General features: G+C 64.3%; 15 protein-coding genes. 5 read left to right on the top strand and 10 right to left on the bottom strand.

Going from position 1 to position 15,169, the window contains the following annotated elements:
* Positions 1 to 24: 24 nt before the first annotated feature.
* Positions 25 to 1,599, bottom strand: a complete 1,575-nt coding sequence (rfaE2, locus tag AC1DD5_RS08275) for a D-glycero-beta-D-manno-heptose 1-phosphate adenylyltransferase (protein ID WP_477514293.1) — start codon at positions 1,597 to 1,599, stop codon at positions 25 to 27.
* Between the two features lie 113 nt (positions 1,600 to 1,712).
* On the opposite strand from rfaE2, the gene AC1DD5_RS08270 reads away from it, so the two are divergent.
* Positions 1,713 to 2,879 (top strand): glycosyltransferase family 9 protein, encoded by a 1,167-nt coding sequence (locus tag AC1DD5_RS08270; RefSeq protein ID WP_477514292.1) that lies wholly within the window; start codon positions 1,713 to 1,715, stop codon positions 2,877 to 2,879.
* Here the strand turns inward: AC1DD5_RS08270 and AC1DD5_RS08265 are convergent.
* Genes AC1DD5_RS08265 through AC1DD5_RS08235 form a run of 7 tightly spaced genes read right to left on the bottom strand, consistent with a single transcriptional unit; the run spans position 2,845 to position 9,846 of the window.
* Positions 2,845 to 3,540, bottom strand: a complete 696-nt coding sequence (locus tag AC1DD5_RS08265) for an SDR family oxidoreductase (RefSeq protein ID WP_223947500.1) — start codon at positions 3,538 to 3,540, stop codon at positions 2,845 to 2,847. The two genes, AC1DD5_RS08270 and AC1DD5_RS08265, sit on opposite strands and share 35 nt — an antisense overlap.
* 41 nt (positions 3,541 to 3,581) lie before the next feature.
* Positions 3,582 to 5,027: a PfkB family carbohydrate kinase gene (locus AC1DD5_RS08260; RefSeq protein ID WP_477514291.1), complete on the bottom strand. Its 1,446-nt coding sequence runs from the start codon at positions 5,025 to 5,027 to the stop codon at positions 3,582 to 3,584.
* A complete protein-coding gene (locus AC1DD5_RS08255) occupies positions 5,024 to 5,743 on the bottom strand; it encodes a D-sedoheptulose-7-phosphate isomerase (RefSeq protein WP_477514290.1) in 720 nt (239 codons plus the stop codon). The genes AC1DD5_RS08260 and AC1DD5_RS08255 overlap by 4 nt, the downstream gene beginning before the upstream one ends.
* Positions 5,740 to 7,008: a glycosyltransferase gene (locus tag AC1DD5_RS08250; protein ID WP_477514289.1), complete on the bottom strand. Its 1,269-nt coding sequence runs from the start codon at positions 7,006 to 7,008 to the stop codon at positions 5,740 to 5,742. The genes AC1DD5_RS08255 and AC1DD5_RS08250 overlap by 4 nt, the downstream gene beginning before the upstream one ends.
* Entirely contained in the window at positions 7,005 to 8,141 is a 1,137-nt protein-coding gene (locus tag AC1DD5_RS08245; RefSeq protein ID WP_477514288.1) for a glycosyltransferase, read from the bottom strand. Before AC1DD5_RS08245 ends, AC1DD5_RS08250 begins: the two co-directional genes overlap by 4 nt.
* Positions 8,138 to 9,226 (bottom strand): glycosyltransferase family 9 protein, encoded by a 1,089-nt coding sequence (locus AC1DD5_RS08240; RefSeq protein ID WP_477514287.1) that lies wholly within the window; start codon positions 9,224 to 9,226, stop codon positions 8,138 to 8,140. Before AC1DD5_RS08240 ends, AC1DD5_RS08245 begins: the two co-directional genes overlap by 4 nt.
* Positions 9,223 to 9,846 carry a D-glycero-alpha-D-manno-heptose-1,7-bisphosphate 7-phosphatase gene (locus AC1DD5_RS08235; RefSeq protein ID WP_477514286.1) on the bottom strand — a complete coding sequence of 208 codons (624 nt, stop codon included), beginning with the start codon at positions 9,844 to 9,846 and terminating at the stop codon, positions 9,223 to 9,225. Before AC1DD5_RS08235 ends, AC1DD5_RS08240 begins: the two co-directional genes overlap by 4 nt.
* 108 nt (positions 9,847 to 9,954) lie before the next feature.
* Between AC1DD5_RS08235 and AC1DD5_RS08230 the strand changes: the two genes are divergently transcribed.
* Entirely contained in the window at positions 9,955 to 10,905 is a 951-nt protein-coding gene (locus AC1DD5_RS08230; RefSeq protein ID WP_442005174.1) for a glycosyltransferase family 9 protein, read from the top strand.
* A gap of 47 nt (positions 10,906 to 10,952) precedes the next feature.
* Here AC1DD5_RS08230 and AC1DD5_RS08225 read toward each other — a convergent pair whose 3' ends face one another.
* Positions 10,953 to 11,723: a sigma-70 family RNA polymerase sigma factor gene (locus tag AC1DD5_RS08225; RefSeq protein WP_477514285.1), complete on the bottom strand. Its 771-nt coding sequence runs from the start codon at positions 11,721 to 11,723 to the stop codon at positions 10,953 to 10,955.
* A 143-nt stretch (positions 11,724 to 11,866) separates the two neighbouring features.
* On the opposite strand from AC1DD5_RS08225, the gene AC1DD5_RS08220 reads away from it, so the two are divergent.
* Together AC1DD5_RS08220 and AC1DD5_RS08215 are read left to right on the top strand one after the other, a co-directional pair.
* On the top strand, positions 11,867 to 12,607 hold the full coding sequence (locus AC1DD5_RS08220) for an ANTAR domain-containing protein (RefSeq protein ID WP_477514284.1): 741 nt from the start codon (positions 11,867 to 11,869) through the stop codon (positions 12,605 to 12,607).
* 43 nt (positions 12,608 to 12,650) lie between these two features.
* Entirely contained in the window at positions 12,651 to 13,100 is a 450-nt protein-coding gene (locus AC1DD5_RS08215; RefSeq protein ID WP_442005177.1) for an SRPBCC family protein, read from the top strand.
* 12 nt (positions 13,101 to 13,112) lie between these two features.
* Here AC1DD5_RS08215 and AC1DD5_RS08210 read toward each other — a convergent pair whose 3' ends face one another.
* Entirely contained in the window at positions 13,113 to 13,958 is an 846-nt protein-coding gene (locus AC1DD5_RS08210) for an HAD family hydrolase (protein WP_477514283.1), read from the bottom strand.
* 163 nt (positions 13,959 to 14,121) lie between these two features.
* Here AC1DD5_RS08210 and AC1DD5_RS08205 point away from each other — a divergent pair, with 163 nt between their 5' ends.
* Positions 14,122 to 15,150, top strand: coding sequence for a hypothetical protein (locus AC1DD5_RS08205; RefSeq protein ID WP_442005179.1), 1,029 nt, complete (start codon positions 14,122 to 14,124; stop codon positions 15,148 to 15,150).
* The last annotated feature ends 19 nt before the right edge of the window (positions 15,151 to 15,169 follow it).

Raw genomic sequence — 15,169 nt, 5'->3', positions numbered from 1 at the left:
CCTTCGCCTTCCTGCAAAGCCCGGTCAGGCATGCGGGTTCTCTCCTGTGGAACGAATACGCTCCAGTACCGCCGTCGTGGAGTGTTCGGGGACGTAATCCAGAATCGTCACCATGCCGCCATAGCGCTCCACAGCCGCGGTCTCGGCGAGCATTTCCGGCGTGTAGTCGCCGCCCTTGGCGTACACATCGGGCTGCAGCAACTCGATGAGCGGGATGGGAGTTGGGGTGTCGAACACCGTGACGTGATCCACGCAGCTGAGCGCGGCGATCACGGCAGCACGGTCCGCTTCTGGATTCACGGGCCGGTCCTGCCCCTTCAGCTGCCGCACTGAGGAATCGCTGTTAAGGGCCACCACCAGGACATCGCCCAGTTGCTTGGCCTGGTTCAGGTAGCGGGTATGGCCACGGTGCAGGACGTCGAAGCACCCATTGGTCAGCACGATCCTCCGACCCTCCCTGCGGTGGGCTTCCACCTGCCTGGCCAATTCATCGGCTGTCAACGCAGTATCGGCGAACCCTCCGAGGTGACGGGCAAGTTCCTCGGTGGTGCAGACCGAGGTGCCGGGGCGGTGGACCACCACATCAGCTGCGGCCTGGGCGAGGTCCACGCTGGTAGTCAGGGGCAGCCCGGCCGCCCGCGCCAAGGTCAGCGCGGCAACAAACGTATCGCCGGCACCGGAGGCCTGCTTCTCGGCTTCCGGCCTGGCCCAGGTTCGGTGGGTGCCGCGGGATCCGTTGGAATCGTCGCCGCTTGCGTCCGGATCGCTGGAACGCAGCGTCAGAGTCCCGTCACGGTCCAAAGTCACGACGACGGCGCCCGCACCTGAGGCTCGAAGGAGCTGGTCCGCGTGGGCCTCCACGAAGGGGCAACGTGCAGCGCCACCGGGAAACTCTGTTCTGAGCAGCCCGGCAGCTTCCTGGGCGTTCGGGGTGGCGAGATCCGGCTTGAGTTCGGCCCACCGGGCAGGATGATGGGCATCGACCACCAACAAGGTACCCTGCCTGTGGCTGGCAGGGTGAGAACCGGTCTGGGGATCATGGGCGGGTCCCAGTGCATCCATCAAAGCTGCACGCACTGGTCCCTCCAACGCGCCGGCCTCGTAGTCGCACAGCACCACGGCGTTGGAACCCGCCAGTGCTCCGGGGATGGCGGCTGCCAACTTCTGGAGGCCCTCGGCGGGGACGTCCGCGGCTGCGTCATCCAGGCGAAGCATCACTTGGCCGGCGCTGCTTATCCGGAACTTGGTAGTGGTGATCATGCCGGTATGCTGCACCACGCCCGATACGTCGATGCCGGCAGCAACGAGTCTCCCAAGGAGCTCCTGACCCGCAGAATCCCGGCCGACCAACGAGACAAACCTGACGTTCGCGCCAAGGGCCGCCAGGTTCATGGCAGTATTGGCCGCTCCTCCGGGGGCGAAGTCGCGGCGCTTGACCTGGACCACCGGGGCGGGAGCTTCGCGGCAAAAGCGCTCAATCAGTCCGTCCCACCAACCGTCCAGGATGGCGTCGCCGACCACTGTCACAACGGGCCGTTCCTCGGCCAAGCGGCGCGGCAGCCATTCGGCCAAACCTTCTTGATTGGATAGGCGTGCCATTGGGTACCTTCCGGTAGAGGCGGCATGTTCCTGCTCCCCTCAGGTACCCCACAGCCCGCGGTTCACACGCCAGGTTCGGCAGTTTTCCACCACCTATGACGAAGGGAGTCCAGATGGTCGTTCAACCGAATTCAGGCGTTGGCCCGGTGCTGGAGAAGTTCCCGAACGTGGAACGGATCGCGGTTCTCAGGGGTGGCGGCCTGGGCGATGTGATCTACCTATACCCCGCGCTCTATGCCCTGAAAGCGGCCTATCCTGAGGCCGCGATCACGCTCCTGGGCACGCCGATCCACGCGGCCTTGGCGGCTGGAACGGATGGGCCCATTGACGACGTCGAAATTCTCCCCTTTGCCAAGGGCGTACGCGATGGCGGCCATAGGGACGGCGATCAAAAAGACGACGCTGAAGACAGACTTGCCCAGGAGGAATTCTTCTCAGCCATGCGCGCCCGCAGGTTCGACCTCGCGCTGCAAATGCATGGCGGCGGCCGGTACTCCAACCCTTTCCTGCTCCGTCTGGGGGCACGGCACACCGTGGGCACCCGAACCAAGGACGCCGAGCCCCTGGAGCGGAATCTCGATTACATCTACTACCAAAACGAGCCTGACCGATGGCTCGAGGTAGCGGGGCTGGCCGGCGTGCCAACCATCATTTCTCCACCCTTACGGCCCCTGCCCGAACACCAACAAAGCGTGCAAAGCCTGCTCAACCCCCACCGGGGTCCCCTCCTCGTGGTCCACCCAGGTGCCACCGATCCGCGGCGGCGTTGGCCGGCGTCGTACTTTGCTGAAGCTGCGGCGACCATCGCGCAGGAAGGTGCGCAGGTGTTGGTGGTGGGTGACCGCTCCGAAAAAGCGCTGGGCCAGGAAGTGGCAGAACTCGCGGCAAGGCAACTGACAGCCGGGGACAAAGATGCCGTGCGCTCAGTTGCCGGCGAACTGGAGATCGGCGAACTCGCGGCGCTCTTGGAAGCGGCCACCGTAATGCTTGCCAGCGACAGCGGTCCCCGGCATTTGGCGCAAGCCCTTGGAACACCAACCGTGGGGATCTTCTGGGTAGGGAACGTCTTCAACGCAGGGCCCCGAGGCCGGAGCCTGCACCGTATCCACATGTCATGGGTGACCCAGTGCCCCCGGTGCGGAGCCGACGTCACGCAGGTGGGCTGGTCTGCACAGCACTGCGGCCACGACGACACCCTGATTCGGGGTATCGCCGTGGCCGACGTTGTTCAGGACGTGCGTGACCTTATGGCCACGAGCCTTCTTCTGCGGGGCAAATAAGGAGCTCGCGGACCTCGCTGCCAAACGGCTGCGACAACGCGAACACCACAGCTTGCGCCACATTCGCAGGATCGTTGAGCTTGGAGTCGTCCTGCGGCTTGTATTGTTCGTCGCGGTCATCAAAGAAGTGTGTCTTCATGCCTCCCGGAATGATGGTGGTGACACCAATGACTCCCCCGGTTTCGGCGGCCAGTGCCCGGCTGAATCCGATGACGCCGAACTTGGAGGCGCAGTACGCCGTGGCGTCCGGCAGTGCCCGCAAGCCCAGGGTTGAGGCGATGGTGATCGCCCGGCCCCGGGATTCCTTCAAGTAGGGCAACGCCGCACGGACCACGGAAACAGTGCCCAGGAGGTTCACTCCAATCACCTTTTCCCACTCGGCTGCGGGGACGTCGGCCAGTTTGCCACAGCGGTCGATGCCCGCGGCGGTCACCACCCCATCCAGGCCGCCGAGGCTTTCGGCTGCCTCCTTCACGGCAGCTTCAACTGATTCACGGTTGGAGACGTCGACTTCAAGGGCTTTCGCGCCGGACACGTTACTGATATTGCGGTCGAAGACGAAGGGAGTGCCTCCGGCGTCGCGGATGGCATCGACGATTGCAGCGCCGAGGCCGGAGCCGCCTCCGGTGACGATGACGCGGCCGGGAGTTTGCGTGTTCATACGGTTCCTTTCGGTGGTCGATTCTTTGTTGGCAGTTACGGTCAGCTGACTTTGGCCAACGCTTCAGCCAGGCCGCTGGTGGAGCGGGCCGGATGGAAGGGCACGGTCACGCAACGCCCTCCCCACGCAGCCACGAGGCTGGCTTCCGGCAATTCATGGGGTTCGTAATCCCCGCCCTTGACCCAAATATCGGGCCTGAGTTGGTTCAGGCAGGCCTCGGGGGTGTCCTCATCGAAGACCACCACGGCATCAACGCAGGACAACGCGAGCAAAAGCTCTGCCCGGTCCTCCATGCTGACGATCGGCTGGTGCGGGCCCTTGAGCCGCCGTACGGAATCATCGGAATTCAGGCAAACGATGAGGCAATCACCCATGCTGCGCGCCGCGGCCAACGTCCTCGCGTGACCAGCATGGAGGAGGTCGAAGCAGCCGCCGGTCGCCACAACAGTCCCGCCATTCGCGCGGACTGTTCGCGCAAGTTGGATTCCGCGTTCCAGGCCCGGAAAGCGGCCAAAAAGCTCGACGACGGGACTCGCCTTTGCCCTGACAGGCTGGCTGATCCCTCCTGTGCCGGGGGTGCTCGTCTCCATGGCCAGGGAGGAAGCTCCGCCCTTCGCGAGAAACGCGGAAGCATCCTCAACAGCCCTGGCCGCAGCACCAGACAGCTCGAGCCCCAGCCCCAAATACACGGCAAGGCTCCCAGCCAAGCGATCTCCGGCACCGCAAGGATCGTCCACGACTGTCTTTGGAGCGGGGATGATCTTGCCCGGCCCCGCAGCCTCCACCAAGACTGCACCGTCTTCGCCGGTGGTGACCACGACGGCGTTGCTGCGCCAGCGATCCAGCAAATGTTTCCCTGCGTCCTCCGCACCGGACGTGGACGGATCCAGTCCGCCCGCCTTCGCAGCGGCGCCCGCTTTCGCAGCGGCCCGGGCCTCTGCGAGGTTGGGGGTCACGACGGCGATACCCGGCACAGGCTCGGAACCGGCAGGGTGCGGATCCCACACCACCGGGACGTGGCGGGCAGCGTCGGCAAGCGCAGTGCGGATGTCGGGGTTCGCCGTGATTCCGCGGCCGTAGTCGGCCACGATAACCGCTTCCGCGGAGGCAATGGCTGCGAGCATCTCCCCGGTGCATGACGGGGAAGGGGCAGGCGCGCATCCTTCGTCGAACCGGACCATGGGGTGGGTTCCAATACGCACGCGGGTCTTGGTGGGCGTTGGGGCGAGCGGGGCTCCGGTGAGTATGGCGACACCGGTCAGGGCGCGCCTGAGGTGGCTGGCGCCGTCGTCGTCCGATACCGCGGTGACCAGGGCGACGTCGTGACCATCCCGCGCAAGAAGGGTAGCCACGAGACCCGCCCCGCCGGCCCGACGCCGGATATGGGCGACGTCCACGACGGGTACGGGCGCGTCGGGGCTGAGCCGCGTGGCGGTGCCGCTGATGTCCACGTCCAGGAGGACGTCACCTACCACTGTCACTTTCATGGCTGGGCTCCGTCCTCGGCCAGGCGAGGCCCGGTCCGACGCGCGACCTCCGCGTCGAAGGCGCGGCATACAGCGTGGACGGCAATGAGGTGGCCTTCCTGGGCGTTGGCTGCGATGGCATCCACTGTGATGGCTTGTTCGCAGGCGTCGGCCAGCGGGTTGGGGCCCGCGCCCGTCAGCGCCCACGTAGTGACGCCGCGTTCCTTTGCCGCTCTGACCGCGTTGAGGAGGTTGGGGCTGCGTCCGCTGGTCGAGAGCAGGATGAGGACGTCCCCTGCCCGGCCGTGTGCCCTGACCTGGCGGGCGAAGACTTCCTCGTAGCCGTAGTCGTTTGACAGTGCCGTGAGGGCGGAGGTTTCGGCGTGCAGGGAAATCGCGGAGAAGGGTGCGCGTTCGGCGTCGAACCTGCCCACGAGTTCGGCGGTGAGGTGCTGGGCTTCGGCAGCCGATCCCCCGTTGCCGGCGGCCAGCAGCCGTTGTCCGGACAGGAGCCGGTGGGCGAGTTCCGTTCCCCACGCCGAGAGGCGGGCTGCCTGCGAGCGCAGGGACTCCAGCGCCGGCAGTACGTTGTCCAGGTGTGCGGTGACCTCTGGTGCGATCTGTGGTTCGCGGATTTTTGTTGACCTTGTTGACCCGCTCCAGCCCGCGGGCACGGTATCCGGGACGGGCTGCATGTTGGGCGTGATTCTCTTGGGAACTGTCGATTCTGTGGTCACAGCGCTGTTCCTTCCAGTGATTCCAGGCCTTCCCCGGCTTGCCGGGGAAGGCCTGCTGCCAAGACGGACCGGTACGCTTTCTCGGTGTCTGCGGCGATGCGGTCCCAGGAGTAGCGTGAGCGGGCGCGGCGGTTTCCCGCCCGGCCCATTTCGGCACGCAGGGCGGGGTCCGCGAGGAGCCGCCCCACGGCGTCGGCGATTGCTTCCGGGTCCCGCGGCGGTACGTGCAGTCCGGTTTTCTGGTCAACCACGGTCTCCCGGAGTCCGCCGACGGCCGCGGCCACCACGGGCACTCCGCAGGCCATGGCTTCAAGGGGAACGATGCCGAACGGTTCGTACCACGGCGCACAGACCACGGCGTCAGCGCTGCGGAAAATTCCGGGCATTGCGTCGCGCGGGACCTGTCCGCGCATGGTGACCTTGTCCTCCACTCCAAGTTCCTTGGTCAAGGCGCGAAGCCTTTGGGCTTCCGGATCCTCTTCGAGGTTCAGCGCGTCGCCGGAGCCTCCGACTATGAGGAGCTCGACGTCGTCGAAACCGGCCTCAGCCAGGAGGGGCAGTGCCTGGATCACCAGATCCACGCCCTTCCTGGGGACCAGGCGGCCCACACTCAGGATGCGGTGCGTGCGGGACTTAATTTCTGGTTCTCCCGTGCCCGGGAAGAGGTTGAGATCCACCCCGCACGGTGCGATGGAAATCCTTGACCGGCCAATGCCCAGCGCTTTGAGCTCAAAGACCTCGTCAGGGCAGGTGGCGATCACCCAGTCCGCGGTGCGCCCTACCCACGGTTCCAGCCATGCACGTGCGGGTGGGCTGGTGTCCGCTGAACCCTGGTGCCTGCGCTTGACCGAACCCAGTGCGTGGAAGGTCTGGACCACAGCAATGGGCTCGGCGGCACCGGCCCGCCTGGAAGCTTGGATCGCGGCCAGCCCGGACATCCAGAAATGGGCGTGGACAACGTCCGGGACCGATCCCGCCCAGTCGCGGCAAATGCCATCGGCGAGCTCACCCATGAAAGGAAGCAGCTCGTCCTTGGGGATGTGGCGGGCCGGGCCGGCGTCAACGTGTACCACGGTGAGTCCCTGCGCAACCTGCACCTTTGCAGGAAGATCCGGGTCATCCCGCCGCGTGTAGACGGTGACCTGGTGGCCACGGCTGGCAAGGCTTGATGAAAGGGCCGCCACGTGGACGTTTTGCCCCCCGGCGTCCACACCTCCCAGGGCGGCCAATGGACTGGCGTGTTCGGAAACCATGGAGATTTTCATGGGTACGTCCTCTCTGTGTCATGGCTGACGGACTCCGAACCGGGTTGCGGGCGGCGTTCCGTGTCGGGGGGCTGTTTGTTTGGGACCTGCTTTTCGGGAATCTGCTTTTCAGTGATCTGCTTTTCAGGACGACGGGTTTCTGCGGGCGAGGGGCGGGCCGTGGGGAGATCGGCCAGGAGTTCGTCCCAGGCATGATGAAATTTCCCGAGCCCATAGCGTTCCAAGGCTGCAGCCCGGGCCACCATCCCCATCGCGTAGGCGTCACCGGGCTCGTCCAGCAGGCACCGCGCAAACCGTTGGAGTTCGTCCACGTTGTTCGAAACAAGACCGGCTCCCGGCGGGATAGCGCGCGTCGCTTCCGTGGTTGCCAGCGCCAGGACAGGCATTCCCAGGTGCATGGCTTCGAGCAAGGCCAACCCGAGGGACGTCCAACGGAGGGGATGCAGGTAGAGCCGGCAGCGGGCGAGTTCCTGATGCAGCCTGGGCGCCGGTACGTCCCCGGAAATCCGCAGGCGCTCCTCGCTCAAGCCGAACCCCTTCAGGTTCAGCGCTTCCGCCAAGGCTTCCGTCCCCATTCCGAACACCCTCAAGGGCCCTACCCCGGCGAAGCCAGGGAGGAGATCGGTGCCCGTCACCCGGCCGCGACGGACGGGTTCGTTGACCACCACCCCCATCTCTTCGCGTTCACCGGTATAAAGCCGGCCGGGATCGGGGATGCCGTGCTCGATCACAACTGTTGGCGTGGATCCGGTGTCCCAGAAGAGTTGGTTGAAGTGCGTCACATGAACCACGGGGATAGTGTGCTGATCGGCCAGTGGATGGAGAGTGAACGGGACGTCGCCTTTGGGTGTGTTGTGTTCAAGGTAGACGGCAGGCAGGTCAACACCGGGCCTGCGACCAAGCTTCCGGGCAACGGCGGCGATCTCCTCCGGACGCTGCAGGACCACCGCGTCCACGCTGTCCGGATCAAGGGTGTCAAGGTCAATCTCCTGCGCGGCGACCGGCCACTCACGGCCGCCTCGCCCCAAACCCCACGCACCGCCGTCGGGCTCGACAGGAAGGAGGTATTCGTGCGGGCCCCTGACGAACGCCTCCATCCATCCTCCGTGGATGTGCCAGACCAGAATCCTCATGGTTTCCACACCTTTCTTCGGGTGCTGAGGGAGGAGACTCCCCCCAACAGCCGTTCCACCGCCTCCAGGACTTGTTCAGGGGTAACTGAGCTCAGGCACGGGTGACCCGGTACCGGGCATATGCGTGCCCGCGTGTTCCTGCAGGCTGCTTCCTGATCCCCAAGCAGTTCCATCGGAACGCCGTAGGGCGCCCAACGAATAGCTGGAACCACAGGGGAGAACAGGCACACCACCGGCGTGCCCACCGCTGCGGCCAGATGGGCGGGCCCCGTGTTGCCGGTGACCACGACGGCCGCCCCCGCGAGTACCTTTGCCAGCGTGCGCAAGTCGGTCCGGCCGCCGAGATTGTGTGCCGAGGGTCCTGCAACGGTTGCCGTCAGCGACGTTTCGCCAGGCCCTCCCGTGACCACCACGCGGTGCCCATACGCTTCAAGGAGTTCCACGGTAGCTGCGTGGTGGAGTGCAGGCCACGCCCTCGCGGGAGCCGCTGACCCCGGGTGGACCACGATGTACGGGCCCTTTTGGGTGAGTTCGTCCACCAGTTCCTCGGGTTCGTCCAGCGGATTGATGTGCAGCTTGCCGTCGTCGCCGCGGGGAAGCTGGAAGCCCGCTGCCTGCGCAATCCCCAGAGCACGCACCACTTCAGGTTGGTCCTCGGGAAAGTCTTCGCCCGGTTTCAACCGGACGTCCAGGAGGGAGCCGGCGTAGTCAGTGGAGGCGCCCGTGATGCGCTTGACGCCTGCCAGCCGCAGCAGCAGTGCCAACGGAAGCGGGGACTGGTGGAAGGACGTGAGGATCACAGCTTCCTCAATCCTGGAGCTGCGCACGAACTCAATCAGGCCATTGGTCAGCTCAGCCGTCACGGCTGGCCCCGGATTGACGATCCATGGGCACGGCCACGTGTGGACCTGGGTGACTCCGGGGAGCATCTCCGCAGCGCCGGCGCCCTCGGGCCCGCAGAGGAGGACGACGTCGTTGCGTCGGCTGCCGTCCGGCCTGCTTCCGTTCGCCACGGCACGGAGGGCGGGTCCAGCAAGGAGAACATCGCCCATGCTGTCCAGTCGGGCTACCAGGACGCGGCTCATACAGGTGCGTCCTGCCTGGCGTCGGGTTTCGGCGATGCCCCTCCTGTCGCGGTTGTTGCGGTTGTCCCGGTTGTTGCGGTTGTCCCGGTTGTCGCGGCATCAAGCAACAGCTCGACGGCGGTCAACAGGTTCTCCGCGACCACCCCTGCCGCCTCAATTTCGTCGGCCCGGGTCACGTGAGTGGGCACGAGTACTGCCTGCGAGCCGGCCGCCGTCGCTGCTTCCACGTCGGCGCCGATGTCCCCAACAAAGGCAACCTGGGACGGGTGCAGCCCCAGTGTGCTGCAGGCGGCGAGAATCATTCCCGGCGCAGGCTTACGGCAGGTACAACCATCAGCTTGCCCGTGCGGACAGATTTCCCACACATCGAACGGGCCCAGGAGCTCATCCACCCGCTGGTTCACGGCGAGGACCTGATCAAAGGTCAGCAAGCCACGGGCAATGCCCGACTGGTTGCTCAGCACGCCTGTTGCCAGTCCCGCCCGGCGTACGCGCGCCAGCGCCAAATGGGCACTTTCCATGGGCCGCACCAGTTGCGGGTCACCGTTATATGGCACGTCAACGACGAGCGTTCCATCGCGGTCAAACAGGACCGCTTTCAACGTTCCAGTTCCTCCCATACCCGCAACGTTCCCCAGTTCTCCCGACACTAAACAGCGTGGCGGCGAGAAGTTTCCCTGCGGCGCCGGCGCTGGCCTTGGCCGTTAGACTCCTAGCGGGAGGTCACCATGGACACAGCCGAAAAGAACGGACAACCCCTGCTGCTCGCCCTGCGCGCCCTGAAACTCGGGGACCTCCTGGTTGCCGTTCCGGCGCTTCGCGGCCTGCGCCGGGCGTACCCCGAGCACCGCATTTTGTATGCGGCGCCGGCCTGGATTTCGGAGGCCCTGGAACTGGTGGGCGGCATCGACCACCTGCCCACGCCGGGCCTCGATGATCCACTGAGCATCCCCCCAGGCGTCGTGGACGTCGCCGTCAACCTGCACGGGAACGGACCCGAAAGCCGCCAACGAATCAACGAACTTCGCGCGAAGCGGGTGCTCGCCTACCAAACTCCCGGCCTCGACGGACCGGTTTGGACAACCGGAATCCCTGAGCGCGAGCGCTGGGCCAGGCTCCTCAACTGGTACGGCATCGACGCCGATCCGCTGGACTACCGACTCAACAAACCAAACATTCCGTCACCCCGGCCCGGCGCAACCGTTATCCATGTGGGTGCCGCCTACGGCAGCAGGCTCTGGCCGATCGAGCGATTCGCCGAAGTTGCCGTCGAACTCTCCCGGGCAGGGCACGATATCGTGCTGACCGGGGGCACGTCCGAGCGCGAGCGGGCAGTGGAGACTGCTGCCTTGGCAAACCTCAAAGGAGCAAATCTCGACGGCGGCGTCCTGGCTGGGCGGCAGGGCCTCGCAGAGTTCGCAGCAACCATTGCGGATGCTCGGCTCGTCGTTTCCGCGGACACCGGCGCCGCCCACCTGGCGTCTGCCTATGCCCGGCCCTCCGTGGTCCTGTTCGGCCCCGCTCCTGCCGAAGAATGGGGTCCGCCGCCTGGACCCCACGTGGTGCTTACCGCCGTCGAACTCCGCCGCGGTGACGTTTTCGCCGCCGATCCCGATCCCGCGCTCCTTGCCGTGACCGTCCGTGACGTGTTGGATGCCGTGGACGGGTTGGGCTGCTGAGTCCTGCTGGCTGCTGTTTGCTTATTGTGTTTATTAGGTCGCTGTTCCTACGGCGCAGTTCCATCTTCGAGATGCGCTTCCTCATCCAGTAACTGTGTCTGCAGGGACACCAGGATCTTGGAAAGCCGCCGCGAGACCTGCATTTGGGACATGCCCAGAGCCTCCGCGATGGTGGACTGCGTTTCCTCCCGGTAGTACCGGCGATAAAGAAGGTGCCTGTCCTCAGCGCTCAGGTCCCGGATGGCATTGCGCAGGGCGAGCACGTCCTCCAGCCGATCCGTAGGGCATCCGAAAGCGGAAAGGCATCCTTGCAGTCCGTCGCGGCCCTCTGCAGCAGGGGCGTCGAGGGAATCCGGCCGCTTGCTGGTGCCGGCCATCAACGCTTCCCTGACTTGGCAGGGCTCCAGTCGAAGGTCCGCCGCCACTTCTTCCGGTGTTGGGGTCCTCTGGAGGGCTTGGGTCAGTTCCTCCGTCCTGGCGAGGACTTGGCGCCGCACATCCTGGATGGGCCTCGGTGGCCGCACTACCCAGCAGTGATCGCGGAGATACCTTTTGACCTCGCCCGCAATGGTCGGGGCGGCGTAGGCGGGGAAGCTGACACCCTTGGTTTCATCGAATCCCCGGGCCGCCTTTATTAGGCCCATGTACGCAACTTGCCGGACGTCGTCGATGTCGTGCGTGTGGGCGGAATACCTGGCGGCAATGGACTTTGCGAGATTGAGATGGTCCAAAACCAAGCCGTCCTGGAAGCTTTGACGGATGGTGCTCTCCGGCGCAGGAGGCCGGGTTTGGACGTCGTGTGGTCGGGTTTGTCGCATGTGGCTTCAATCCTTAGACCTGCTCGGAGTGAGTGAGCCCACGGCAAGACTCCTTAAAAAGAGAAGCACACTTACTATTAGCTTTCAACGGGTATTCAGGACTAGGCTCGAAGGGTAGCCGCATCCAGGGATCGGAGATCCACGTGGAAGACCAACAACTCACCGAACCGCATCTTGTAGCAGCGGAGATCCAGGACCTGCTTCTGGATACACCCGACGTGGAGGCCTTCCTGACCGAGCTTGCACGCCACTCAGCGGCGATGTTCACCAAACCTGACAATGAAGTCTTTTGCGGAATCACCATGCTTCGGCATAGGGCGACGGCCACCGTGGCCAGCAGCAGCGAGCGCGCGCAGATGCTGGACGAACTCCAGTATCAGTTCGCAGACGGTCCCTGCATCCATTGCTGCCGGGTAGGCACCCAAGTGCATATTCCGGACTTTGAAAAAGACAACACGTGGCCTGAGTACAACGATCTGGCTCTAGCGAATGGTGTTCATTCCGTCCTCGCTGTGCCTTTCCCGCTCACGGATGACACCGCACGGGCAGGCTTGAACCTCTACTCCGAACGCCCCAACGGCTTTGACCAGGTCGCCGTCCAGAGGGCCAGCGATTATGTGCAGCAGGCATCCAAGGGCATTCAGCTGGCAGTGCTCATTGCGCAACATAGCCAGACAGCCGCCAACCTTCGCGCAGCCATGGCCTCCCGGACGGTCATCGACGTCGCCACGGGCATCATCATCGCCCAAAACAGATGCAGCCAGGCTGAAGCCGTAGAGCTGATCAAAAAGGCCTCAAGCAACCGGAACGTCAAGCTCCGGGATGTTGCGCAGGCAATCGTTGACTCAGCCGGTGGCGGCCCCGTCCAGACCCATTTCACTTAAACCCCTCACCTAAACCACAACAATCCAAATCGAGGTGTCTCTCATGCAAACCGTCACGAAAGCCATCGAGGTAGAGGTACCGGTTTCGGTCGCCTACAACCAGTGGACCCAGTTCGAAAAGTTTCCCGAGTTCATGAGCGGCGTGGAAAACGTCCGCCAGATCAACGATTCAACACTCCACTTCTCAACCAAGGTCGGCGGAGTCCGGCGCGAATATGATGCCCGCATTACACAACAAGTTCCGGATACCGTCATTGCGTGGGAAAGCATCGACGCACCCCGCAACGCCGGCACAGTCCGCTTCGACAACCTCGGACCCGAGCACTGCGGCGTCAACGTGACCCTCGAATGGGAGCCTGAAGGATTCGTGGAGAAGGCCGGCGCCGCGCTCTCCGCCGACGAGATGCAGGTGGCCGCGGACCTGGACAAATTCAAGGACTTCATCGAGGACCGCGGCCGCGAAACCGGTGCCTGGCGCGGGCGGGTGGACTAAGGGGTCCGGCTGCTACAGCACGCTGCGCAGAACCAGGGCGGCGCCGTCGTCGAATACTGACGCGGTGACCTCATCCGCGACGGCTATTACTTCCTCGGGAGCCTGGCCCATCGCCACTCCCCTGCCTGCCCATGTGAGCATCTCGATGTCGTTGCGGCCATCGCCCACCGCCACCGTGTTGGCCTGTTCCGTGCCGATCCTCTGGCGCAGGGCCTCAAGCGCGCTGGCCTTGGTGACGCCCTCCGCGGCAATGTCCAGCCATGCCGTCCAGCCCACCGAGTACGTCACGCCGGAAAGGCCGATGTGGCGGATGGCGTGGTTGAAGTCGTCCGAGGTGTTGTCACTGCTGAAGACCACCACGCGGACAGCCGTTGCCTCCAACATGGTCTGGAAGTCCACGCCGATTGCCTCGACGCCAAAGCTGGCGTCCTGGAAACGCTCCGTGGAGAGGAAGTTCCCGTCTTCGTCCTCCAGCGCGTACTTCGCATTGGGCAGGCGTTCGCGCAGGGCCTTCAGAGCCGGAGCGGGATCGAACGTTGCCTTGTGGATGATCTCGTAGCCGGCCTCCAAGGTGGGATCCAGTCGAAGCGTCACGCCGCCGTTGCAGCACACCGCGTAACCACGTTCCAAGCCGATTTGCTCGATGATGGGCAGGGTGGCATTCAGCGACCGGCCGGTGGCGATCATGACGTCGTGCCCGCTTGCCACTACCTCTTGTGCAGCCGCCCTAACCCCGGGAGACATGTGGCCGTCGTGGTCCACGAGCGTGCCGTCAACGTCCAATGCGATCATGAGTTTGTTGTTGTCATTTGGCTGGTCATCGATGCCAGCAACTGGAGTGTCAGTCAAAATAGTCATGGTTCCAGTAGAGCAGACACCTCTGACACCGCACTAGGACCGAGGACACAGCACCGGATTAACGCCGCGTGAACACTCCGCCCCTCACTCCCCGCCCGCACCAGACACCCTCCACCGGACCTGTCGTACCCGCCGGCTCCCTCCGCCATCGAAAGTTGTTTCCATGAAAGAAACAGCCGAGTTCCTGGTGTCCACGCAACAGAGAGCCAACTCGGGAGATATTCGTTCGCTCAGCAGGCGATTTACGAAGGGTGAGCTGGTCAGAGTGCGCAAGGGAGTCTACATGGACAAGAGCCGGTGGATGTCCCTAAAGCCTTGGGAGCGCTACTCCGCGACCATCAGGGCAGTCGCTCTGGAACTACCTTCTGCACACTTTTGCTACGAGACGGCGGCCGTACTCTGGGGGATGCAGGTTGTCGGAATCCCGGCGCACATCCATTTGGCCAATTCGTCATCCAGCCACGCGGGTTCCAAGCGACCGACTACTCAGGCCTCCGGAGGCACGAAGTCTGGCAGCACAGGACTGGAGCGCACCAAGAGTTACGGCATCTATCGCCATGCCTATCAAGCGAGTCCAGTACACCTGAACGGGCTGACCGTCACGGACCTTAATTCAACAGCGGCTGACGTAATGGCCCGGCTTCCCTTCGCACGGGCGGTGGTTCTAGCGGATCACGCCATCAGCCCAAAAAGGTTCGGAGCTTCGGCCGCCAGCGTTGAAGACCTGCATCTTGCAGGAGAGAGCCTGGCATCCGCCGCAAAGAGACTCTGGGTCAGCTCAGTCCTTGACTTCGCCGACGCTCGCTCGGGATCAGCTGGCGAGTCCCTGAGCCGTGCGCAGATGCATCTACTTGGTTTTCCAGCCCCCGAGCTTCAGGCCGAATTCCATGACGCCTTGGGATTCGTTGCCCGGACGGACTTCTACTGGCGGGAACTCAAGATTATTGGCGAGGTCGACGGAGATGCAAAGTACCTCAATGACGAATACCTCAATGGGGGAACTGCACGTGAAACCGTGCTCAAGGAGAAGAAACGCGAGGACCGACTCCGTGCCATGGGCTTCCACGTAGTGCGGTGGGACTGGACCACTGCCATCAGGCCGGAGAAGCTGCTTGCAAAGCTCGAAGCAGCCGGACTTTCCAGGACAAGAAACCCCGCCCTACGGACCATTCACCGCCGCGCGCGAGGGTGAATGGTCCGTTGGGCGGGGT

The sequence above is a fragment of the Paenarthrobacter sp. 10L420 genome (genome assembly GCF_056395385.1).
This window is presented reverse-complemented; position numbering and strand designations above follow the sequence as displayed.